Here is a 22,966-nt window from a genome sequence, read left to right on the forward strand (position 1 = left end):
AGAGCACCATGTTGTTACGTTTTGTCTTGCTGCTGTTGACCGCCTTGCTGGCTGCTTGCGGCAGTACCTCTTCCCCGCAGCAAAGCAGTCAGGCCCCGGCCCCGGTAGCCCATCGTGGCGAGCCACCTGCACCAGCCAGCCCTGCGGGTAAACCCGCGCCTGTCTATCAGCCCGGCAAGCAGGCCAGTCGCGACCCTAACCTGCCGCCGCCAGCCAAAGACGGCGGCTATTATCTGGACGATGGCCCGGCAGAGCAGATTCCGGATAACCTGGCCGCCACGCCGGATGCGGTGCCACAGAATGAGCCACTGCATAAATTTGCCAACCGGCCCTACAATGTACTGGGTCGAACCTGGGTACCGGATACCCAGGGCAAGGCCTATGTCGAGGAAGGCCGCGCCTCCTGGTATGGTCGAAAATTCCATGGCAAGCGCACCAGCAGTGGCGAAACCTACGACATGTTCCAGATGAGTGGCGCACATCGTACCTTGCCCATCCCCAGCTATGCCCGGGTGACCAATCTGGAAAACGGTCGCTCGGTGATTGTCCGCATCAATGATCGCGGCCCGTTTCATATTGAACGGCTGGTCGACCTCTCCTATGCGGCGGCGTTCAAGCTCGGCTATGTCAGCAAGGGTAGTGCCCGCGTCAAAGTAGAGCGGGTGTTTCCGGGTGAGGAAAAGTCTGCCCCACCCACGGTGCTGGCGCAACAGCCGGTTACACCCATCGCGGAGACCCCGCAGACACCGGCCAGTACGGCGCAGCCAGAGCCGGCCGGCTTCTATCTGCAACTGGGCTCATTCAGCCTGAAAGCCAATGCAGAAGTGCTGCGCGACAAGATGGCAGGGGTCTTGGCCGAGCACGGCAAGCCGGTGCAGGTGGTACAGCGCAACGGCCTGTACCGGGTGTGGGTGGGCAGTTACGATAGCGATGCCAGCGCGCGCGAGGCGATCCCAGTGGTGCAGCAGCTGGCGGGGATGACGCCGCTACCGGTGCACTGACCGGGGTTTGACCTGCTTGAGCGCATCAGGAGACATGCCATCACGCCATTGATGGACAGCCAGCTGCTCCAGCGCCTTATCGTCACTGTGGTGCAGGCCATTCAATTCCGGCAGGCGCAGGTCCAGGCTGTGACATAAAGGATAGTCACGGGTGCGCAGCCAGGGGGCGATGCTGACAAAACCCGCCAGTGTCGGTACCCCAAATCCCGCTGCGGCATGTACCGCTGCGGTATCCGTCGAGACCAGCAAGGATGCGCCGCGTACCCAGGACAGGAAGTGGAACGTATCCGGCGACAGTGCGGCCACGTTGTAATAGTGCGGATGGTGCAAGGGCTCGAAGCCCAGCACAGGCAGCTGGTAGTGTTGCCACAGTTGTTCGACCAGCGTGTGCTGTACCGCCTGCGGAATGCTGCGCAGCGGCACGCTGGCACGCGGGCAGAACAGCAGGTACGCACTGTGCCGCCAGGGTTTGGCGGGCAGGGGCAAGTCGAACGACTGCAGCCAGTCATTGGCTTTACTCGCCGCAGGCACCCTCGCAGGATCGATGCCCAGACCCGACAGGAAAAAATCGATCATCGGGGTATCATCAAACTGTGGCCAATAGACAATATCTGCGAGGTCTACGAGCGCCGCATCGGCATCCAGCTTGGGCAAGGGTTGTGGCAGGTAATGCACCTGCTGCAGCAGCGGGCTGGCCAGCTGGTACAGGGCTTCGACGTAACGCGGTGCATGCCGGGCCCGGTACAGGTGAATATGCAGGTCGGGGTGGTGGGCCTTCAGCCAGGCCAGTGCACTGATGCCAATAATGGAATCACCCAGCGCCACCCCCATGCCGTTGAGGACATGCAAGGTACGCAAGCGGCCGTGATCCAGCCGGAAAGGCTGACGCCCTGCGTGTTGCGTGGCCTGATATTCGTGCAAGGGCCGCAGGTTTGCCGTGGCCTCGCGTTCCACATCATAGGGAAGCCAGACCTGCTGCCGGGCATCAATCAGGCTGTAACCATGTAATGCTGCTGCACTCGGGCTTGCCATCCAGCCTCCCGGTGTTCAGACACGATCAGGTCAGCAGCAGTCCCAGACCGCTGCCACAGGCCCCGGCCAGCAGCAGCCATAACCAGCGCTGCGCGTAAGGGGCAGGCTTCCATGGTAGCAAATGTACTCCAGCGGCCATAGCGGCCCATGCTCCTAAAGTCAGCCAGCGTGGCCCGACCAAAGTACAGGTCAGCAGTACCAAAGGTGTCAGGCAGGCCAGCACTTCCACCAGCCACTGGCGCCAGGGCCATTCGGGCAGGGGCTGCCAGATGGCAAAGCGTGGCATCGACTCGATGTCACGCCAGCTACCCGGAGCGGTGGCCAGTTGTGCCAACAGTACAGACGCGCTGGGCGCGGGTAGCATGCCTTGCAGCCAGTGTGCGAGCGATGGGCTTTGTTCCAATACCTGCGGCTCCAGCTCAGCGAGCTGGGCCAGCTGGCGTTCACAATGCGTTTGCCAGCGATGATGCAGCTGCCGGGCTTGCCTTACGCCGTAGTACAAACCGATTGGCAGGCAAAAGGCCGCCATGATCTCCGCCCGCAGTACCGCGGGGTGAGGTGTGACCAGCAGAATGCCGAGCAGCAGGCTGGCAACCAGCAGGACGTGCTCGAACGCAAGCAATATGCGCACGGGCTCCAGGGGGCGCGGTGCGTACAGGGCCGCATAAGCAGGTAGCAGGCGCTTAAGAAAACGGTACAGGCTGCTGTTGCCCAACCGGTCTGCCCGCCACAAACGCAGGCGATCCTGCCACGGCGGCCGGTAATCTGCCGAGCGCGAAAGCGCCTGCGCTGCATCCAGTAGCAACCACTGCCGCGGGGTGCCGCTGGCACGGTCGGCCAGTTGCAACAGCCACCAGCGCTGACGGGCGGCGTCAGTCGTCACCGTGACCCAGCCCCAGTTCCTGAATCTTGCGGGTCAGGGTGTTGCGCCCCAGGCCCAGCAGCTGTGCAGCCTCGATGCGGCGGCCATGGGTATGCTGCAAGGCCTCCTGAATCAGGGTGGCCTCGAAGCGGGCGGCGAGCGCCGGTAGGATATTGCTGTCGCCACGCTGCAGGGCATCGCGGGCATGCTGTGCCAGATGCTGCAGCCAGTCACCCTGACTTGCGGCTGCAGATACGGCGGCATCCGTTTGGCGGAATTCCGGCGGCATGTCGGCCAGTTCAACCCGCTGCCCGGGCGCCATGACCGTGAGCCAGTGGCACAGGTTTTCCAGCTGACGGACATTGCCTGGCAAGGGATGCTGCGCCAGCAGCTGTAGCACAGCCTCACTCAGCTGCTTCGGCTCCACACCCAGCTCGCGGGCACTGCGCTGCAGGAAGTGCCGGGTCAGCAAAGGGATGTCCTGCGGGCGTTCACGCAAAGGGGGCAGCCGCAAGCGAATCACGTTCAGGCGGTGGAACAGGTCCTCCCGAAAGTGACCTTCCCGTACCCGGGTTTCCAGATCCTGATGGGTGGCGGCAATCACCCGCACATTGGCTTTGACCGGTTGATGACCGCCGACACGATAGAAATAGCCATCCGACAATACCCGCAGTAGCCGTGTTTGCAGCTCGGCAGGCATGTCGCCGATCTCGTCCAGAAACAGGGTGCCGCCATCTGCCTGCTCAAAGCGCCCCTGACGCTGGGTCTGGGCCCCGGTAAAGGCCCCCCGTTCATGACCAAACAGCTCGGATTCAAGCAGATCGCGCGGGATGGCCGCAGTATTGATGGCAATGAAGGCGCGGTTATGGCGCGGGCTGTGGCGATGGAGGGCACGCGCCACCAGCTCCTTGCCGGAACCCGATTCCCCGGTAATCAAGACGGTGGCGATGGACTGGGACAAGCGGCCAATCGCGCGGAATACATCCTGCATGGCCGGGGCCTGGCCCAGCATGTCGGTACTGCTGGCGGGGGCCTCAGCATCGACCGGCTGGGTCGGGTTGGACGACAGCGCACGCTCGATCAGTGCCACGGCCTGGTCCACATCAAAGGGCTTGGGCAAATACTCGAAAGCACCGTGCTGGAAGGCGGCGACTGCGCTTTCCAGATCGGAATAGGCGGTCATGATGATGACCGGCAGCTGCGGCTGCTGTTGACGCAATTCACGCAGGAAATCCAGGCCATTTTCGCCCGGCATGCGGATGTCGCTGATCAGCACCTGCGGCACCTGGGTGGCCAACGCGTCCCGTGCGCTGCTGACCTCGGCAAAGCTTTGGCAGGAAATTCCGGCCCGGCTCAGTGCCTTCTCGAACACCCAGCGAATGGAACGATCGTCATCGACGATCCAGACTTGACTCATGCAGACTCCGCAACAGGGGTAAATTGCACTGGCAGCAGGATGGTAAACACGGTATGACCGGGGCGGCTCTCAAAGTCCAGTGTGCCACCATGCTGGTGCACGATGCTCTGCGCCAGCGAGAGGCCCAGCCCGGTACCCTCCGCCCGCCCGGTGACCAGCGGGTAAAAGACCTGTGGCTGCAAGGCGGGTGGAATGCCAGGACCACTGTCGATGATGTCCACCTGCACCGCCATGCCATGCCGCTTGCGATGTAAGGTCACTTGCCGGGCAATGCGGGTGCGCAAGCCGATCTCCCCCTGACCATTCAGCGCCTGCACTGCATTCTTGACGATATTGAGCACCACTTGCACCAGCTGCCCTCGATCAGCCAGTAATTCCGGCAGGCTGGCGTCGTAGTCACAGCGAAAATGAACGGCGCGATGAGTTTCGGCGCTGACCAGCTGGCGTACCCGCTCCAGCACCTCATGAATGTTCAGCCAGCCGGGCTGTGGACGCGGATTGCGGGTCAACAGGCGGTCCAGCAAGGCTTGCAGGCGGTCCGTTTCGCTGCGGATCACCTCGGTGTACTCATGCAGCGCCGGATCGGCCAGCTCATGCTCCAGCAATTGCGCGGCGCCCCGGATGCCACCCAGCGGGTTTTTGATCTCGTGTGCCAGATTGCGCATCAACTCGCGGTTTGCCGCCTGCTGACGTGCCATCTGCTCTTCCTGGACCACTTTCCATTGTGGGTCGACCGCCGTCAACTCAATCAGCAGGCCATCAGGCAGGGCGGGGTGGTCCAGCAGCGGAATCACATGCAGGTTGCCGTGCAGCTGCTGGCGGTGCGGTACGGTGCACAGGCGGATGTCGTACTCGCGGCAGGGGGCATGTTGCTGGCGGGCACGCTCCAGCGCCTGGTCCAGCCAAGGGCGGGCCTGGCTGTCAAACAGCTCGGGGAGCCGCTTGTCCAGCAGCATGCGCAGGCTGGTCCCCAGCCACTGCTCGGCCGCCGGGTTGGCATAGCGGAGCCGGTCCTCCGCATCCAGTGCGAACACGGCATGTTCCAGCCAGTCCAGCCCGGCAAAAGCGTCGACAACGACAGTCATGGTCATCCTGCATGGTGGCATTACGGCCATCCGGTTGGATGGTGTGCAGGACTCAGCAAGTTTTGCGCCAGAGCGGCATGCTGCAAATGCTGCACCCAGAGCAGCAGATTGCACCATGCTGACGCATTAGGCAAGAATTCCGCACCAAAATGGTGCAAAATGAGGGTGATCGGGTTTAGTACTGCTTGACGCCAGCCAGCTCTTTCTTCAAGGCCTCGATGTTCTTCTCATGCAAGGTCACTTTGTTCTGGGCGCTGGCCAGTTGATCCGGGCTGGCCTTCTGGCTGGCGATGCTGGTGAGCTGCTTGCGGGCATCATCCAGCATGCGGTTTTCGTCATTCAGCTCCTCGGTGAGGATCTGGAAACGGGTGGCATCACGCCGTTTCTGGGTCTCGGTCTCTACCTTGGGGAAGCTGGCAGGCGTGGCGGCCGGGGCACCGCCGGCACTGGCACGGCGCGGGCTGGGGTTGACGCTACCCCCGGGGGTTTCATCCACGATGACGCGCTGCGCGCCTTTAACCTGGGTATTGGTATAGGTAATGTTGCCGTTGGCATCCACCACTTTGAAGATGTCTGCCTGGGCCATGAAGGGCAGCGCCAGCAGCATAATGGGCAGCAGTTTCATGAACACACCTCTTAGTACGTTTTCGCAGGGGGAAAGTCCAGTTTATGCCAATGGCAAAAACAGTGCAAGGGTTTGTTCTGAAAGCGGATTCCGCGCTGTTGCTTTTCTGCTAGAAGGAGAGGCCCAGGGCACGCAGGGCAGCCGCGGTGTCCGGCCCCGAGCGGTGGTGGATGGCGTGCCAGCCGAGTGCACGTGCCCCTTCCACATTGTGTAATACATCGTCGATGAACACGCAAGCCTCTGCGGCGACGCCGATGTGTTGCAGCAGGTGCTGATAAATGGCCGGATCAGGCTTGGCCAGTTTCAGGCGTCCCGACACCGCAACATGGCGAAAGCGTTGCAGAAAAGGGTAGTGCTGCTCGGCGTAAGGGTAGGTTTCGGCAGACCAGTTGGTCAGGCCGTACAAAGGAATGTCTGCTGCGTGCAGGGATTCCAGCAATGCCACGCCGTCAGTCAGCGCGCCTTTCAGCATCACCGGCCACTGCCCGTAGAAGGCCTTGATCAAGGTTTCATGCTGCGGAAAGGCAGCGATTTTTTCCGCTTCGGCTTCAGCAATGCTGCGCCCGGCATCCTGTTGCAGGTTCCAGGCGGGATTGCACACTTCTTGCAGAAACCAGCGGCGCTCGGCTTCATCCGGAATCAAGGTCTGATACAGATACTCCGGGCTCCAGTCGAACAACACCCCGCCAAAATCAAATACCACCGCCTTGATCATGTCATTCCTTGCCGCTGGCCTGCTGAAGCTGACCATGCTGGCATGCGGCACCCGATGTGGCAAGTTGTCCTGTTCCGTGTCAGACCACTTGGCCATGATGCGGTGTACTTGCCAAGGCACTACACGGGATCGGGGGGACTTAGCCGGTGACCTGCGGACCTTCCAGAAACCGCAGGCCCACACCAGGCTCGGTGGCAATGTAGCGGGGCTTCAGCGGCGAGTCGCCCAGTTTCAGGCGCAACTTGCCGACCAGAATGCGGATGTAGTGAGTGTCATCTGTATGGGTCATCCCCCAGATTTCCCGCAGGATCTGGGGCTGGGTGACCACACGGCCGCTGTGCTTGAGCAGCAAGACCAGTAGCGCGTATTCCTTGCGCCCCAGCGTGATGAGCTCCCCGTCCAGGCGGACTTCGCGGCGGGCCTGATCAATACGCAGGTGTCCGTCATCGAACAGGGTGGGTGCCTCCTGGGCAGGCATGTTCTGCCTGAGCAGTACCCGGATTCGCGCCATGAGCTCCTGGGTGCCAAAGGGTTTGGTGACATAGTCATTTGCACCCGCATCCAGCGCGGCCACCTTTTCCTGCTCACCTGCGCGCACGGAGAGCATGACAACGGGAACCTGTGACCACTGACGCAGCGCTTTCAGAACCTCGTGTCCATCCATGTCCGGCAGCCCAATGTCCAGGATCACAAGGTCAGCACCCAGGGCCGCCAGTTTTTCCAGCCCGCCCTGCCCGGTTTCTGCCTGTACGACCGTATAACCCTGTGCCCGCAGGCCGATGTCGAGGAAACGACGAATCTGAGGCTCGTCGTCGATCACCAGAATGCGTGTGGACGTGGATGCAGAGGTATCAGTGACCATCAGCCCTCTCTGAAGAGGCGGGTACCAACAGCGGTAGCCGGATGCGGATCAGTGTGCCTTGTCCCGCTCTGGGCGGCAAGGCCTCGATACTGCCGCCATGTGCGCCCACCATCCCCTGCGCAATGCTCAAGCCGAGGCCGGTGCCCTGGCGCCCACGGTCTCCGCGTTCAACGGAATAGAACATGTCAAAAATCCGGCTACGCTCATCTTCTGGAATGCCAGGTCCGTGATCACGGATGTCCAGCTGCAGTTGTTCCTCTGCCAACTGGGCGGAAATGTCGATGGCCTCGCCCGGCGGAGAGAATTTGGCGGCATTCTCCAGTACATTGAACAAGGCCTGCTCCACCAGCGCCGGATGCACCCAGATGGGTGCAAGATCCGGCTGAATCAGGACATTGAGGCGGACATCCGGCTGATACCGCCGGAGCCGGCCGGTGGCGGACCCGATCAGCTCATCTACCCCGATCCAGTCGCGCTTCAGGCTCAGCCCATTGTGCCCTAGCCGGGTCATGTCCAGCAGGTTCTGGATATAACGGTCCAGACGTTCACCTTCTTGCAAGATGGCATCCAGCAGCGATTTGCGATCTGCAGCACTGATGGCGTCACTGTAATTGCTCAAGCTGCTGGCCGATCCAATCATGGCGGTCAAAGGTGAGCGCAAGTCGTGCGAAACCGAAGAGAGCAAGGCGGAGCGCAGGCGCTCTGCCTCATTGCTGACCCGTGCGCTTTCCAGCTCCGCAACCAGTCGGGTACGCTGAACCGCCTGCGCTATGCCTTCCACCATGGCTTCCGCCAAGCGTCGCTGTTCTGCAGACAGGCGAGCTTCATGTGCGCCAAATTGCAGGCCGATGACGCCAACCGCCTGCCCCCCGTTCAAGAGCGGCAGAAACCACCAGGAAGCACCTGCTAGGGTATCGGTATAGCGTCCGGCCAGTTGAGCATGATGCAATGCCCAGTCTGCGGCACCCCGGTCCAGGCTTTCCAGCACACTGCCGCTGGATTGCTCGGCAAGCGTACCGACCTCCAGCCGCACGCGTGCCTGCAGGTGCTGCTCCAGCACCGTTCGGCCTGCGCGTAAAACCTCGCCCAGGTCCGCTGCAGTACTGAGCGTCCGCCCGAGCTCCTGCAGGGCGGTGGCGTGGGCATTGGCGGCTCGCAAGGCGAGGACCTGCATGCGCAATTGTGAAGCCAGCCGCCCTGCTGCCAGCGCCGCCGCCAGAAACAGAAAGACCGTGGCAAAACCCTGGCTGGCCCCGATATAGAAGGTGAGGCGAGGCTCAATAAAGAAGAAGTTATAGGCAAAAAAGCACAGTATCGCGGTTAATGCTGAAGCCGTCATGCGTGTACGGGCGGCCACCAGCACAACGGCAACAATGAACACCATGGAGAGGTCATGCAAGCCCAGCCAACGCTCCGCGCCCCAGGCCATGCCGGTGGCAAAGATCGAGGCGAGTGCGGCCAGGGGCACATCCTGCCAGCTGAAGGGCGATACGGACCGGCATTTCTGCATTCGGGCCTTCATCCGGAAACTGGGTGTGCCAATGATGACCAGCTCATAGTGCGTTCCTCTCTGCAGGAGTTGCTGCGTCAACGTCCGGTTGAACATGCGCGCGATCGGCCGCTCACGCGTGCGTCCGATCACCAGCGTGGAGGCGCCCGCCCGCTCGGCATGCGCAAGCAAGGCTTCCGCGACACTGCTGCCATACAGCACTTCGGTGTCTGCTCCCAGACTGCGTGCCAAGGCAAAGGCCTGGTCCAGCGCGGCCTGACGGGCTGCATCAACGCTGCCCCCCGGCTGGACCGAGATGACACTCCAGGGCGCATCCCGCCGCTCTGCCATGCGTCGTCCCGCGCGGACCAGGTATTCTGACGCGCCCAGGCCATCTACGGCAACCAGTACCCTGCGCCGCAAAGCGACACCAGGCAGCCCCCTGGCCTGCTGAGAGGCCCGAAAGTCACCTTCCACACAGTCTGCCGCCGTTTGCATGGCAAGCTCACGCAAGGCTGCCAGGTTGGCGGGCGAGAAGAAGGCTTGCAGTGCACGCTCCGCCTGATCCGGAATGTAGACCTTGCCTTGATTCAGCCGCTCGATCAACTCACGCGGTGGCAGGTCCACCAGACGGATGTCACGCAAGCGGTCCAGCACCGCATCAGGCACCGTCTCGCTGACGCGCACACCGGTAATGCGATACACCACATCGTTCAGGCTCTCCAGATGCTGGACGTTGACGGCTGAGTAGACGTCGATTCCAGCATCCATCAACTCCACGACATCCTGCCAGCGGCGCTCATGGCGGCTGCCGGGGGCATTGCGGTGCGCCAGCTCATCCACCACTACCACTTTCGGGCTTCTGGCCAGGATGGTGTCCGTATCGAGCTCATCGAGCGTATGCCCCTGGTAGCTCACCACCCGCCGCGGGATCAGCTCAAGCCCACTCAACAAGGCGGCTGTTTCGGTGCGGCCATGGGTTTCTACCAGCCCGATGACAATATCCACCCCTTGCTTTTGTAGTTCCTTGGCACGGGACAGCATGGCGTAGGTTTTTCCTACCCCGGGCGCTGCGCCAAGGAAAATGGTCAGCTGCCCGGCTTTCTGACGCTGCAGCTCCTGTATCAGGGCATCGGCTTTGGCATCGCGATCGTCATTCATGGGGCAGCCTCTCTGCGTAATGTTACTTCAAGGTGTCCAGAGCCAGATTCAGTGCAAGCACGTTGACCCGGGGTTGACCCAACAGGCCGAACTGCTTGCCTTCTGTATGGGCCGAGACCAGCTTGGCGACCTGCTCCGCAGGCAGATGGCGCGCTTGTGCGACGCGGGCGATTTGTAGGCGTGCGGCTTCCGGGCTGATGTGCGGATCACTGCCACTGCCAGACTGTGTGAACAGATCCGCGGGTACGCGTTCGAGCGGCACGCCTTCACGCTGGGCAACGGCTTTGCGCGCCGCTGTGATTCGCTGCATGAGCTCGGGGTTGGAATGCGCCAGATTACTGCCGGCCATGGCCATGGGATCATGACCGGATGCGGTGGGTCGCCCCATGAAGTATCGCGCTGATGCGAAAGGTTGCGAGACCAGGGTAGAGCCTGCGACCACCCCATCCCGGGTGACCAGACTACCGGTGGCGGTGTAGGGAGACAGGGCGCGGCCCAGTCCTGTCGCCAACAGGGAGTAGGTCAGCCCGAAGCCGAGCAGAGTCAGCATGGCCATTCCCAAGGCCGGGCGTAGCAGGCGGGTTTGCGGGGTGATATCAACGGTATTCATGGCAATCTCCTCATGCGCCAAAGGTGGCATGCAACAGCATGTCGATCAACTTGATGGCCGGGAACGGCAGGATGATGCCGCCGAGCCCATACACCAGCATGTTGCGTCGTAACAGCGCCGTTGCGGTTGACGGGCGGAAGCGTACTCCGCGCAGCGCCAGCGGGATCAGCGCCGGGATGATGATCGCGTTGAACAGCAAGGCGGCAATCACCGCATTGTTCGGGCTGGACAGCTGCATGACATTCAGCGTGGCCATGGCGGGAATCGCACCGGCAAACAGCGCGGGCAGGATGGCAAAGTACTTGGATACATCATTGGCCAGAGAGAAGGTGGTGAGCGCCCCGCGGGTGATCAGCTGCTGCTTGCCGATTTCTACCACCTGCAGCAGTTTGGCGGGATCGTTGTCCAGATCGACCATATTGCCGGCTTCCTTGGCGGCCTGTGTTCCTGAGTTCATGGCCAGACCGACATCTGCCTGGGCCAGTGCCGGGGCATCGTTGGTGCCGTCACCGACCATGGCGACCAGTCGGCCACCTGCCTGTTCCTTGCGGATACGGGCCAGCTTGTCCTCGGGGGTTGCCTCCGCAATGTAATCGTCGACCCCGGCTTCGGCCGCTATGGCGGCTGCGGTCAAGGGGTTGTCCCCGGTGATCATGATGGTTTTGACCCCCATCGCCCGGAAGTGCGCAAACTTCTCCTTGATGCCGTGTTTCACCACATCGGAGAGCTCCACCACGCCCAGCAGATGCTTGCCATCCGATACCACCAGCGGGGTGGCCCCTTTGCGGGCAACCGCCTCAACCCGGTTGGCCAGTTCAAGCGGGACTTGCCCACCGAGCGACTGCACATGGCGACTGATGGCATCCATGGCCCCTTTGCGGATGGTGCGCCCGTCTGGCAGGTCGACGCCGGACATGCGGGTGTGTGCGCTGAAGGCCACAAAGTGTGCCTGTTCTGGCTCCTCCAGCGACTCACCGGGCTGGCGTGCCAGCTTGACGATGGATTTACCCTCAGGGGTGGGGTCCGCCAGCGAGGACAGCAAGGCCGCTTCACGTAACGCGGCATGGTCGATGCCAGCCAATGCATGGAAGGCGGTCGCCTGGCGGTCGCCATAGGTAATGGTTCCCGTCTTGTCCAGCAGCAGCACATCAACATCGCCTGCCACCTCCACCGCTTTGCCGGATTTGGCCAATACATTGGCGGACAGCGCCCGGTTCATCCCGGCAATCCCGATGGCTGGCAGCAAGCCGCCAATCGTTGTGGGGATCAGGCAGACCAGCAAGGCGACCAGCAGCAAGGGATTGAGCGTGACACCCACAAAGCCCGCAATAAAGGGGAGGGTGGCGACCACCAGCAGGAAGGTGATCGTCATGGTGAACAGCAACAAGCCGAGAGCCACTTCGTTCGGGGTTTTCTGCCGGTTTGCACCTTCAACCAGGGCAATCATGCGATCCAGGAAGCTATGTCCGGGTGCCACCGTAATCTTGACCACAATCTCGTCTGACAACACCTTGGTGCCGCCAATCACGCCAGAGCGGTCGGTTCCCGCCTCACGTAGTACGGGGGCAGATTCACCGGTCACGGCCGATTCATTGATGGTGGCCAGACCCTGCACGATTTCGCCATCCGCCGGGATGATCTCACCGGCAGAGACCAGCACCAGATCGCCAGGTTGTAAATCGGCGCCAGCGACAGTGGTGGTCTGGTGACGTTGTGTCGGATCGGACAGCCGCCGTGCAACCAGCGACTGACGCGCCCGGCGCAGCGAGGCCGCCTGGCCCCGGCCACGGGCTTCGGCGATGGCCTCTGCGAAGTTGGCAAACCAGACCGTAACGAACAGCAGGCTCGTCACCGTCCAGCCCAGTTTGGGGCTGGATGCGCCCGTCAGGGTCAAGACGGCGGTGAGTACCGTTCCGACCCAGACCACAGCCATGACCGGGTTCTTGAACGCATGCTGGGGTGCCAGTTTGGTAAAGGATGCACCCAGCGCGGCCTTGAATCCCGCGGCATCCAGCAAAGCCTGGTGGGTCTTGCGTTGAGTGGGGGAGGAAGTGAATGAGGTCATGACAGGATATCCTTAATGGGCCATCAGCGACAGATGCTCGGCAATCGGGCCTAAAACCAGTACCGGCAAGAACTGCAGCAGGGTCAGGATCACCACCACCGCAATCAGCGTGAGGGCAAAGGTCGGTGTTTCTACTTGCAGACTACCGCCACCTTCGGGGGCAACTCGCTTGCTGCCCAAACGGGCTGCAATGATCAGCGGCAAGATCAGTGCGGGGTAGCGTCCGAGTAACAGGACCAATGCGCAGCTCAGGTTCCACCAGTAACTGGCATCACCCAGCCCCTCAAAGCCAGAGCCATTGTTGGCAAATGCCGAGGTGAACTCATAAAACACCTGGCTGATGCCATGGAAGCCCGGATTGGAATTGCCGGTGAGGGCGGGCAGGCTCAGCGTCAGCGCGGTCATGCCCAAAAGCACCAGCGGCTGCAGCAGGACCAGTACCGCCAGCAATTTCACTTCACCGGCTTCCACCTTGCGGCCAAACAATTCCGGTGTCCGGCCCGTCATCAATCCTGCCAAAAACACCGACAGCAGCAGGTACACCAGAAACTGCTGCAAACCGCAGCCAACACCGCCCCAGATGGCATTGATCAGCATATTGCTCATTGCGACCATGCCGGTCAGCGGGGTCAGCGAATCATGCATGGCATTGACAGAGCCATTGCTGCTTTGGGTGGTGAAGGCCGACCAGACTGCTGACGCATCCACGCCCAGGCGTACCTCTTTGCCTTCCATGACGACCTGGCTTGAAGCCACTGCTGGGTGACTTTCTAGCCACCATGAGGCGGTCGCGGACAGGAGCGACATCAGCAACATGGTGCCCAGCACCAGGGCCGAGAACTTCTTGCGCCCGGTAAACGGGCCGATCATGAATGCAATGGCGACCGGGAACAAAATCAAGGCCAGACATTGCAGCAAGTTGGTCAGCGGGCTGGGGTTTTCCAGCGCCACACTGCTGTTCGGGCCATACCAGCCACCACCATTGGTACCCAACTGCTTGACTGACACCATGGCGGCGACGGGGCCAAGCGGAATCTTTTGCGTCGCCATGCCTGCGCTGGCGTCAACAGGGTGCGCCACGGGCCCTGCCGACAAGGTTGAGGGCACGCCTTGGGTAGTGAGCAACACGGCAAACAGCATTGCCACGGGGATAAATACCCGTACTGCAGGGCGCAGGACATCAGCCCAGTAATTCCCGACATCCAGTGCGGCGCCCGCCTGTTCGGTCTTGCGACCGCCAAACAGACCACGCAAGGTGGCGGCCACCAGCGCGAGGCCCATCATCGGGGTGATGACTTGCAAGCCAACGATGCAGGTCATCTGGGACAGGTAAGATAGCTGAGCTTGACCCGAGTAATGCTGCTGATTGGTGTTGGTCAAAAAGGACACCATGGTGTGCAGCGCCAAATCCCAGCGCATATTCGGCACACCATCCGGGTTGAGGGGGAGCCAGCCCTGGCACATCAGCTGCACCCACACCACTCCGGCCAGCATCAGGTTACTGAACAGGAACGCCTTGGCGTAGGCTTGCCAGCGCATGCCCTGCGCAGGGTCCACCCCCAGCAGGCGGTAAACCGGGGCTTCAATCCAGCCAAAGCAGCGATCGCCCCGCATGGGGGCGCCTTTCATGACCGCTGAAAGGTAATGGCCTAGCGGCCAGCCGAGCACCAAGGCCAGTGCCAGCACAAGAAACAGGTCTAACACGCGATTCTCCTGGTAATGAACACAGGAGAAATTCTGGCTGCGCAGCCCGTAAAGTTACTATTCCAGCCAGGCCGGGTTTGCGTAAATTCTGCATAAATTGGGGCTGCACAGCGTAAAGCTTGCTGGTGAACGACTTACACATGCGCTGGCAAGGCATGGCAAATACACATATGGCACTGCTGGCGGTCTAATGGCGTTAAGGCAATTGGTGTAAGGCATGGGTGGCGGAAGCTGTGAGATTCGAACTCACGGATGGTTGCCCATCGCTGGTTTTCAAGACCAGTGCCTTAAACCACTCGGCCAAGCTTCCGCTGAAAGCTGCTGACCGGACGGCAGCAGCAAAGGTGCTGCGCATTATACCGCGCAGCCCGGGTTGTGACGAGAGCTGAGGTGGAAACTTTCCTGGGTTCCCGGTAGTCTTACGCTCCAACAACCCGTGGTGGGTTGATCTCAACGCAAGGAGTTCCAACATGCAACCCTATGGCATCCCGAGTTACGGCGCTGCCGCTGGCCTGCAAGAGCGCAACAAGGTGTTGCGCAATACCTATCTGCTGCTCGCGCTGTCCATGATCCCGACCATTGCCGGTGCGCTGCTGGGCATGCAAATGCACTTCATGATGGGTGGCCTGGGCCTGCGCTTACTGGTGTTCATTGGCGTATCGTTTGCCTTCATGTTCATGATCGAGCGGACCAAGCACAGCAGCATGGGCGTGGTGTTGTTGCTGGCGTTCACCTTCTTTATGGGCTTCTGGCTGTCGCAGTTGCTGCAAGTGGCGCTGATGTTCCGTAACGGTGCTCAGGCGATTGGTCTGGCCGGTGGTGCTACGGCGACCATCTTCTTCGCACTCTCCACGCTGGCGACCGTGACCAAGAAGGATTTCAGCTTCCTGGGCAAGTTCCTGTTCATTGGCTTGATCGTGATGCTGGTGGCTGGTATTGCCAATATGTTCCTGCACCTGCCGGTGATGACGCTGGTGCTGTGCTCGATGGGTGCGCTGATTTTCAGCCTGTACATCCTGTACGACGTGAGCCGGGTGGTGAACGGTGGTGAAACCAATTACATCACTGCTGCATTGGCGATCTATCTGGACATCTATGGTCTGTTCCAGAACCTGCTGGTGCTGATCCTGTCGTTGACCGGTAATGACGACTAAAGGCCAAGCGTCCTGCCAACAAAAAACCGACCCTGGGGTCGGTTTTTTGTTGGGCATCCATGTAACGGCTTAGCGGGCAACGCCCGGTATTGGCAGCTTGGGGCCGACTTCGCGACGCTCAAACTGGCGGCGGCGCAGCAGGGTCAAACCATAGACGGTGGCACAACCGATCAGGTGGCCGGTGGAGACACCCACCCAGGGCAGGTCTTTCACCACCAGTGCGGCGTACAGCAGGGTGACCAATGAGGTGAAGGTCCAGACCCCCCACGACCACAGCGAGACGGCGCGCGCGCCTTCCTGGTCACGCCAGATCATCAGTGCCTGCGGGATATAAACGGCCAGCAGGCCGATGCCGCAGATACTGTAGAGGAAGGTGATGGACTGGTTCAGCAACGACATGATTCACACTCGATATATTAGCCAGCGAACTATAGCAGTTTTCGCATGCTGTGTCGCAACAATTGGTCAAAAACCGACAAACGGCGTGACCATTTGTCGAATTTTGACCAATTAAAGTCGCGTCAAGGGCGCTCGAACCAAGCGATGCTTTCGACGTGTGCGGTATGCGGGAACATATTGACCACGCCCGCTGCCATCAGCCGGTAGCCATGTACATTCACCAGCACTCCGGCATCCCGCGCCAGGGTGGAAGGGCTGCAGGACACGTAAACAATACGCTTGAGCGCATCCGGTCGACGTGCCAGTGCAGTGCCGAGTGATTTGACCAGCTCAATTGCGCCATCGCGCGGCGGGTCGATCAGCATGCGGTCGAAATCGCCCAGCGCGGCAAAACCGGCTTCGTCGATCTCGAACAGGTTGGCTTCGGTAAAGCGGGTCAAGTGGCTGAGGCCATTATGACTGGCGTTTTCCAGCGCACGCTGGCACAGCTGGCGGCTACCTTCCATCCCCAGCACCTGCGCACCCCGGCGTGCGATGGGCAGCGTGAAGTTGCCCAGCCCGCAGAACATGTCGGCAATCTGTTCGCCCGGCTGTGGGTCCAGCAGGTCAATGGCACGTTTCACCAGCACCTGGTTGATGTGCGGGTTGACCTGGGTGAACTCGGTCGGCTTGTAGGGCATCTCGATACCGAATTCCGGCAGGCGGTAGCACAGGCGCGGGGCATCCAGCGGATACAGCGGGTAGGCGGTATCCGGGCCTTTCGGTTGCAGCCAGAACTGCAGCGGTTGGGCCGGTGTGCTGTGCTGCTGGATGAAGGCTTGCAGCTGCAGCTCATCCGCCGGGGTCAGCGGGTCCATATTGCGCAGTACCAGTGCGGTGACATCGTCTCCCACCGCCAGCTCGATCTGCGGCATGCGCTGGGCGATGGAGAGCGAAGCGATCAGTGTACGCAGCGGCAGCAACAGGTCGGAGACAAAGCGCGGCAGCACCTCACAGGACTGCATGTCGGCAATGAAGCTGGAGCGTTTCTCATGGAATCCAATTAGCATGCCGCCTTTCTTCACCACCAGTCGGGCCGACAGGCGGGCACGATGGCGGTAACCCCAGGTCGGGCCGTAGATGGCGGGCAGGATGCGCTCGGCTTTCACCTTGCCGATGTGCCAGAGGTTATCCTCCAGCACACGCTGCTTGGCCGCCACCTGGGCCGCTGGCTCCAGATGCTGCATCGAACAGCCGCCACAGACGCCAAAGTGCGGGCAACGGGGTGTCACCCGCTGGCTGCTGTGCTGCAGGATGCGGACGGCTTGTGCGCTCTCAAAGTTTGGCTTCTTGCGATAACTGCTGTACTCCACCACCTCACCCGGCAGGGCGCCGTCAATGAAAATGGTTTTGCCATCGACATGGGCGACACCATGGCCTTCATGGTCGAGCGATTCAATCTGGGCAATCGGCATGGCCCTTTACCTTCCGTGCATCAAGTATTCAGGCTGGCAAACGTGCTGCCAGCAGGGTTGTAATACAGTCCGGCAGCTGGTCCGGCTGTCGGCAAAATCCATCCGGCTGGGCGGCGTGCAGCTCGGCATCGCTGCCATAGCCCCAGCACACTGCCAGCGCGTGCACCCCGGCACGGCGGGCGGCCAGCAGGTCGTTGTCGCGGTCGCCAATCATCAGGCAATCCTGCAGCGGGAGCTGTAGCCGGGTGGTCAGGCGTTCGATCTGCACCGCCTTGTCGTCCAGGCTGGCATCCAGCGCCGCACCAGAAATGGCGCGAAAACGCGCGGCCAGGCCAAAATGCTGCAGGATGCGCTCTGCGGGCTGCTGCGGTTTGGCGGTGACCACATACAAGGTGTGTCCCAGCGTGGTTAGCTGATCCAGCGCCTGCGGGATGCCTGCGTAGACCTGATTCTCGAATAGCCCCGTCTGGTTATAGCGCTCACGATAGGCGGCGATGGCCGCCTCGGTGAGGTCGTCCCGCCCCAGCAATTGCGGGAAGCTCTTGCGCAAGGGCGGGCCGATTACCCAGCCCAACCCCGTTTGCGGCGGTGCGCTGAAGCCCAGTTGCTGCATGGCGTACTGCACGGAGCGGGTGATGCCTTCAAACGGGTCCGTCAGCGTACCGTCCAGGTCAAACAGCAAGTGGGCCAAGCACGCGCTCCTCGGGTCAAAATGGCGCCGCTCACGCGGCGCTGGTGGTCTTAGTGACGGAAGTGGCGAATGCCGGTGAACACCATGGCAATGCCATGCTCGTCGGCGGCGGCAATCACCTCTTCATCCCGCATCGAACCGCCGGGCTGAATGATGGCAGAGACCCCATTTTCGGCGATCACATCCACGCCGTCGCGGAACGGGAAGAAGGCATCCGAGGCGCACACCGAGCCCTGCAGTGACAAACCTGCATGCTGCGCCTTGATGGCGGCGATGCGGGTGGAGTCCACCCGGCTCATCTGCCCGGCACCGACGCCCAGCGTCTGGCCCTGGCCACAGAACACAATGGCATTGGATTTCACAAAGTGCGCCACGCGCCAGGCAAACAGCAGGTCGGCCACCTGTGCCGGGGTCGGCTGCAGGCGGGTGACCACTTTCAGGTCGGCTGCGCTGATCGGCAGCAGGTCCGGCGTTTGCACCAGCAGGCCACCGCCCACCCGCTTCAGGTCAAAGCGGTTGGCGCCTTCCTGCAGCGGTACTTCCAGCACGCGCACATTCTTTTTGGCCGCAATCACCGCTTGTGCTTCTGCGGTGAAGGCGGGCGCAATCAGCACTTCGAGGAACTGGCCGGTCACGGCTTCCACGGTGGCGGCGTCCACTTCGCGGTTGAAGGCGATGATGCCGCCGAAGGCGCTGGTGGTGTCGGTGGCAAAGGCCTTGCGGTAGGCGTCAAGCAGGGTATCGGCAATCGCCACGCCGCAGGGGTTGGCGTGCTTGACGATCACACAGGCGGCCTCGCTGAATTGCTTGACGGCTTCCCAGGCGGCATCAGCGTCAGCAATATTGTTGTAGCTGAGCTCCTTGCCTTGCAGCTGGCGGTAGTGGGCCAGGCTGCCGACTGCCGGGCGCAGGTCGCGGTAGAACGCCGCCTGCTGGTGCGGGTTTTCGCCATAGCGCATATCCTGCACTTTTTCGAACTGCAGGTTGAGTCGGGCAGGGAAAGTCTGCAGATTGCCGTCGTCCATCAGCGCGGTCAGGTAGTTGCTGATGGCGCCATCGTAAGCCGCGGTGTGGCTGAAGGCCTGCCGCGCCAGCCGCTGGCGGGTTGACAGGGTCAGCGCACCGTCGTGCTCGGCCAGCTCGGCGATCAGGCTGTCGTAATCTGCCGGGTTGGTCACAATCGCCACATGGGCGTGGTTCTTGGCGGCGGAGCGCACCATGGCCGGACCGCCGATGTCGATGTTTTCGATGGCGTCGTCAAAGCTGCAGCCCGGCTGGGCGATGGTGGCCTCGAACGGGTAGAGGTTCACGCAGACCAGATCAATGCGGCCGATATCGTGCTGGCTCATCATCTGTACATGGCTGTCGAGGTCTCGCCGCCCCAGGATGCCGCCGTGAATCTTCGGGTGCAGGGTTTTCACCCGGCCATCCAGCATTTCCGGGAAACCGGTGTAGTCCGCCACTTCGGTGACAGTCACGCCGTTTTCCGCCAGCAGCTTGGCGGTGCCGCCGGTGGAGAGGATGTGTACGCCACGGGCCGCCAGCGCCTGGGCAAACGCCAGTACGCCGGTTTTGTCGGAGACGCTGATCAGCGCACGTTCAATCTTGCAGGGATTCATCCGGGGGTTCCTGAATCTAAGGGTCACACACGCATGGGCTGCTTACAGCAGCCCATGCTCTTTCATTTTCTTGCGCAGGGTGTTGCGGTTCAGGCCCAGCCAGTCTGCGGCCCGGCTCTGGTTGCCACCGGCCTTGTCCAGCACGGCCTGCAGCAAGGGGCGCTCGACACTCTTCAACACCATGTCGTACACCCCGGCGGGCGTTTCGCCGTCCAGATCAGCAAAGTACTGCTGCAGTGCCTGTGCCACGCATGCGGCAATCGGGTCGTACTGCGGGTTCTCCACTTTCATCAGCTGTTGGCCTTTTCTCGTTATCCTGCTGCGGCAGGTGCCTTGTGGCGTCTGTTGTTCAGGCTGCAACCGCGAGCGGCACACGGTCGCCAAACTCGCGCATCAAATGGTCGAAATAACCGTCAACGGTAGCAAATTGTGCGGCGGTACTGTCCAGCTGGTTCATCGCTTGCCGGAACGGCTCTGCCCCGGGCAAGTCTCGCACATACCAGCCAATGTGCTTGCGGGCGATGCGGCAGCCGCTGTATTCACCGTAAAAGTCATACAAATCGGTCAGGTGGCCACGCACAATGTCCTGCATCTCGGCCAGGTCTGGCCCCGGCAGCAGGCGGCCATGGTCCAGGAAATGCTGGATTTCACGAAACAGCCACGGCCGTCCCTGCGCAGCCCGGCCGATCATCACGGCGTCAGCCCCGGTGTGTTGCAGCACCTCCCGCGCCTTTTGCGGTGAATCAATGTCACCATTGGCGCTCACCGGAATCCGCACCGCTTGCTTGACCTGCCGGATGGTGTCGTATTCGGCCGCGCCACGGTAGGCGTCAGACCGGGTGCGCCCATGTAGCGCCAGTGCCGCAATCCCGGCGTCTTCCGCCATGCGGGCAATGGTCAGCGCATTGCGGCTGTCCGGGCACCAGCCGGTGCGGAATTTCAGCGTCACCGGCACATCGACGGCATCCACCACCGCACGCAGGATGGACCCGACCAGCGCCTCATCCTTCAGTAAGGCCGAGCCCGCCGCCACATTGCACACCTTCTTGGCCGGGCAGCCCATATTAATGTCAATGATCTGCGCGCCACGGCTGACATTGTAGCGGGCCGCCTCGGCCATCATGCCGGGCTCGCCGCCTGCGATCTGCACCGCGATGGGACCCGGCTCACCCTCATGGTTGCCCCGGCGCACCGTCTTGTCGGTTTTCCACAAGCCCGGAATCGAGGTGACCATTTCGGACACCGCCAGCCCGGCACCCAGCCGCTTGCACAGCATGCGGAAAGGCCGGTCCGTCACCCCCGCCATGGGGGCGACAATCAGGCGATTCGGCAGGGTGTACGGTCCGATCTGCATGCGAGGCCAATGTCCATAAAATCAAATGGGGCGCGGCCTGGCAGGCAGTGGCCCAGTGCGGGGCGAGCGCCAGGCAGCGCGCACGCCGGGCGGCAGGGTGGGCCGCCCAAGGCAGCCACTCTGCAGCGAAAAGGCGGCCATTGTACCGCGAACCCCGGACCGGCGGAATGGTGATTGCCTGTTTTTTAGACAGAAGGTTGACCGCAGGCCAAGGGTAAATCGGTCTGAACGCGACCGGCTGGGCATGTTAAACTATGCCGTTCTGATTTTTTGGCTGCTGAAACATGGACTTGACCCATCTGACCGCGCTCTCCCCGCTGGACGGGCGCTACCGCAAACACGTAGAAGCGCTGGCGCCGCTGTTCTCCGAATTCGGCCTGATGCACCGTCGGGTGCAGGTGGAGGTGGCCTGGCTGAAAGCGCTGGCAGCACACCCGGGCATCGCCGAGGTGCCGGCATTTTCGGCAGACACGGTGGCGGCACTGGACGCACTGGTGGCGGGGTTTTCGCTGGCGCAGGCAGAGCGGGTCAAAGCGATTGAGTCGGTGACCAACCATGACGTCAAGGCCATTGAGTATTTCCTGAAAGAGCATTTCAACGACAACGCGGAAGTGCGCGCCGCCAGTGAGTTCATCCACTTCGCCTGCACCAGTGAAGACATCAACAACCTGTCGCACGCGCTGATGCTGCAAGCCGGTCGCCAACAGGTACTGCTGCCGATGCTGGACAAGCTGTTGGCGCGTCTGACCGAGCTGGCGACGCAACTGGCCGCGCAGCCGATGCTGTCGCGCACCCACGGCCAGACCGCCAGCCCGACCACGCTGGGCAAGGAGCTGGCCAATGTGGTGTACCGTTTGCAGCGCCAGCGGGCGCAACTGCTGGACGTGCCGCTGCTGGGCAAACTCAATGGCGCGGTGGGCAACTACAATGCCCACCTGTCGGCCTACCCTGAGGTGGACTGGGAGTCGCTGTCGCGGCAGGTGATCGAGTCGTTTGGCCTCACCTTCAACCCCTACACCATCCAGATCGAGCCGCACGATTACATGGCCGAGCTGTATGACGCACTGGTGCGCATCAACACCATCCTGATCGACCTGGATCGCGATGTGTGGGGCTATATTTCGCTGGGCTACTTCAAGCAGAAGGTGGTGGCGGGCGAGGTGGGCAGCTCCACCATGCCGCACAAGGTCAACCCGATTGATTTTGAAAACTCGGAAGGCAATCTGGGGGTGGCCAATGCGCTGCTGACGCATATGGCACAAAAGTTGCCGGTATCGCGCTGGCAACGGGATCTGACCGATTCCACCGTATTGCGCAATATGGGCACTGCCTTCGGCTACACCCAGTTGGGCTGGGTGTCCTTGCTGCGCGGCCTCAACAAGCTGGAAGTGAACCCGGCTGCGCTGGCGGAGGATCTGGACCAGAGCTGGGAAGTGCTGGCCGAGCCGATCCAGACCGTGATGCGCCGCTATGGCATTGCCAACCCCTACGAACAGCTGAAGGCGCTCACACGTGGTCAAGCGGGTATCAACCGTGACACACTGGCGGCCTTCATCCAGGGGCTGGCGATTCCGGCAGCGGAAAAAACCCGCCTGCTGGCGATGACTCCGGCCAGCTACATCGGTAAAGCCACCGAGCTGGCGCTTCGTATCGGGCAGGAGTAAGCA

20 protein-coding genes and 1 tRNA gene are annotated in these 22,966 nt (G+C 61.7%); 3 read left to right on the forward strand and 18 right to left on the reverse strand.

Translation table 11 applies throughout. The features are described from left to right. Nucleotides 1–8 precede the first annotated feature (8 nt). Nucleotides 9–1,001, forward strand: a complete 993-nt coding sequence (locus tag HF682_RS16140) for a septal ring lytic transglycosylase RlpA family protein (protein WP_168878361.1) — start codon at nucleotides 9–11, stop codon at nucleotides 999–1,001. On the opposite strand, the gene HF682_RS16145 is transcribed toward HF682_RS16140, so the two are convergent. From HF682_RS16145 to HF682_RS16200, 12 genes are all read right to left on the reverse strand, one after another. Further along, complete coding sequence (locus HF682_RS16145; RefSeq protein ID WP_168878362.1) at nucleotides 987–2,033, reverse strand: glycosyltransferase family protein; 1,047 nt, start codon at nucleotides 2,031–2,033, stop codon at nucleotides 987–989. The two genes, HF682_RS16140 and HF682_RS16145, sit on opposite strands and share 15 nt — an antisense overlap. Nucleotides 2,034–2,058: 25 nt before the next feature. Beyond that, nucleotides 2,059–2,916: a hypothetical protein gene (locus HF682_RS16150; protein WP_168878363.1), complete on the reverse strand. Its 858-nt coding sequence runs from the start codon at nucleotides 2,914–2,916 to the stop codon at nucleotides 2,059–2,061. Continuing rightward, the gene (gene ntrC / locus HF682_RS16155) at nucleotides 2,906–4,312 is read right to left on the reverse strand and encodes a nitrogen regulation protein NR(I) (protein ID WP_168878364.1); all 1,407 of its coding nucleotides are present in this window, start codon (nucleotides 4,310–4,312) and stop codon (nucleotides 2,906–2,908) included. Before ntrC ends, HF682_RS16150 begins: the two co-directional genes overlap by 11 nt. Continuing rightward, entirely contained in the window at nucleotides 4,309–5,397 is a 1,089-nt protein-coding gene (gene glnL / locus HF682_RS16160) for a nitrogen regulation protein NR(II) (protein WP_168878365.1), read from the reverse strand. The genes ntrC and glnL overlap by 4 nt, the downstream gene beginning before the upstream one ends. A gap of 175 nt (nucleotides 5,398–5,572) precedes the next feature. Next, nucleotides 5,573–6,022 (reverse strand): DUF4124 domain-containing protein, encoded by a 450-nt coding sequence (locus tag HF682_RS16165; RefSeq protein WP_168878366.1) that lies wholly within the window; start codon nucleotides 6,020–6,022, stop codon nucleotides 5,573–5,575. A 109-nt stretch (nucleotides 6,023–6,131) separates the two neighbouring features. Beyond that, nucleotides 6,132–6,833, reverse strand: coding sequence for an HAD family hydrolase (locus HF682_RS16170; RefSeq protein ID WP_240947312.1), 702 nt, complete (start codon nucleotides 6,831–6,833; stop codon nucleotides 6,132–6,134). Nucleotides 6,834–6,876: 43 nt separating this feature from the next. Then, the gene (locus HF682_RS16175) at nucleotides 6,877–7,599 is read right to left on the reverse strand and encodes a response regulator (protein ID WP_168878367.1); all 723 of its coding nucleotides are present in this window, start codon (nucleotides 7,597–7,599) and stop codon (nucleotides 6,877–6,879) included. Then, nucleotides 7,589–10,249, reverse strand: coding sequence for an ATP-binding protein (locus HF682_RS16180; protein WP_168878368.1), 2,661 nt, complete (start codon nucleotides 10,247–10,249; stop codon nucleotides 7,589–7,591). The genes HF682_RS16175 and HF682_RS16180 overlap by 11 nt, the downstream gene beginning before the upstream one ends. 22 nt (nucleotides 10,250–10,271) lie before the next feature. Continuing rightward, a complete protein-coding gene (gene kdpC / locus HF682_RS16185; RefSeq protein WP_205882132.1) occupies nucleotides 10,272–10,859 on the reverse strand; it encodes a potassium-transporting ATPase subunit KdpC in 588 nt (195 codons plus the stop codon). 10 nt (nucleotides 10,860–10,869) lie between these two features. Then, on the reverse strand, nucleotides 10,870–12,924 hold the full coding sequence (gene kdpB / locus HF682_RS16190; RefSeq protein WP_168878370.1) for a potassium-transporting ATPase subunit KdpB: 2,055 nt from the start codon (nucleotides 12,922–12,924) through the stop codon (nucleotides 10,870–10,872). A 12-nt stretch (nucleotides 12,925–12,936) separates the two neighbouring features. Continuing rightward, the gene (kdpA, locus tag HF682_RS16195; RefSeq protein WP_168878371.1) at nucleotides 12,937–14,628 is read right to left on the reverse strand and encodes a potassium-transporting ATPase subunit KdpA; all 1,692 of its coding nucleotides are present in this window, start codon (nucleotides 14,626–14,628) and stop codon (nucleotides 12,937–12,939) included. 222 nt (nucleotides 14,629–14,850) lie between these two features. Then, a tRNA-Ser gene (locus HF682_RS16200) sits at nucleotides 14,851–14,938 on the reverse strand. A 160-nt stretch (nucleotides 14,939–15,098) separates the two neighbouring features. On the opposite strand from HF682_RS16200, the gene HF682_RS16205 reads away from it, so the two are divergent. Next, the gene (locus tag HF682_RS16205; protein WP_168878372.1) at nucleotides 15,099–15,782 is read left to right on the forward strand and encodes a Bax inhibitor-1 family protein; all 684 of its coding nucleotides are present in this window, start codon (nucleotides 15,099–15,101) and stop codon (nucleotides 15,780–15,782) included. Nucleotides 15,783–15,851: 69 nt separating this feature from the next. On the opposite strand, the gene HF682_RS16210 is transcribed toward HF682_RS16205, so the two are convergent. The 6 genes from HF682_RS16210 to dusB all read right to left on the reverse strand — a co-directional run bounded on the left by HF682_RS16210 (nucleotide 15,852) and on the right by dusB (nucleotide 21,299). Further along, complete coding sequence (locus HF682_RS16210; protein WP_168878373.1) at nucleotides 15,852–16,181, reverse strand: hypothetical protein; 330 nt, start codon at nucleotides 16,179–16,181, stop codon at nucleotides 15,852–15,854. Nucleotides 16,182–16,303: 122 nt separating this feature from the next. Further along, nucleotides 16,304–17,635, reverse strand: a complete 1,332-nt coding sequence (gene rlmD, locus HF682_RS16215) for a 23S rRNA (uracil(1939)-C(5))-methyltransferase RlmD (protein ID WP_168878374.1) — start codon at nucleotides 17,633–17,635, stop codon at nucleotides 16,304–16,306. A 28-nt stretch (nucleotides 17,636–17,663) separates the two neighbouring features. Next, nucleotides 17,664–18,326 carry an HAD hydrolase-like protein gene (locus HF682_RS16220; protein WP_168878375.1) on the reverse strand — a complete coding sequence of 221 codons (663 nt, stop codon included), beginning with the start codon at nucleotides 18,324–18,326 and terminating at the stop codon, nucleotides 17,664–17,666. A 50-nt stretch (nucleotides 18,327–18,376) separates the two neighbouring features. Further along, nucleotides 18,377–19,945 (reverse strand): bifunctional phosphoribosylaminoimidazolecarboxamide formyltransferase/IMP cyclohydrolase, encoded by a 1,569-nt coding sequence (purH, locus tag HF682_RS16225; RefSeq protein ID WP_168878376.1) that lies wholly within the window; start codon nucleotides 19,943–19,945, stop codon nucleotides 18,377–18,379. Between the two features lie 42 nt (nucleotides 19,946–19,987). Further along, nucleotides 19,988–20,236: a Fis family transcriptional regulator gene (locus HF682_RS16230; RefSeq protein ID WP_168878377.1), complete on the reverse strand. Its 249-nt coding sequence runs from the start codon at nucleotides 20,234–20,236 to the stop codon at nucleotides 19,988–19,990. Between the two features lie 58 nt (nucleotides 20,237–20,294). Then, nucleotides 20,295–21,299 (reverse strand): tRNA dihydrouridine synthase DusB, encoded by a 1,005-nt coding sequence (gene dusB, locus HF682_RS16235; RefSeq protein WP_168878378.1) that lies wholly within the window; start codon nucleotides 21,297–21,299, stop codon nucleotides 20,295–20,297. Between the two features lie 284 nt (nucleotides 21,300–21,583). On the opposite strand from dusB, the gene purB reads away from it, so the two are divergent. Further along, the gene (purB, locus tag HF682_RS16240; RefSeq protein WP_168878379.1) at nucleotides 21,584–22,963 is read left to right on the forward strand and encodes an adenylosuccinate lyase; all 1,380 of its coding nucleotides are present in this window, start codon (nucleotides 21,584–21,586) and stop codon (nucleotides 22,961–22,963) included. Nucleotides 22,964–22,966 lie beyond the last annotated feature (3 nt).

Source organism: Leeia aquatica (assembly GCF_012641365.1).
In the GTDB taxonomy this organism is placed as follows: Bacteria; Pseudomonadota; Gammaproteobacteria; order Burkholderiales; family Leeiaceae; genus Leeia; species Leeia aquatica.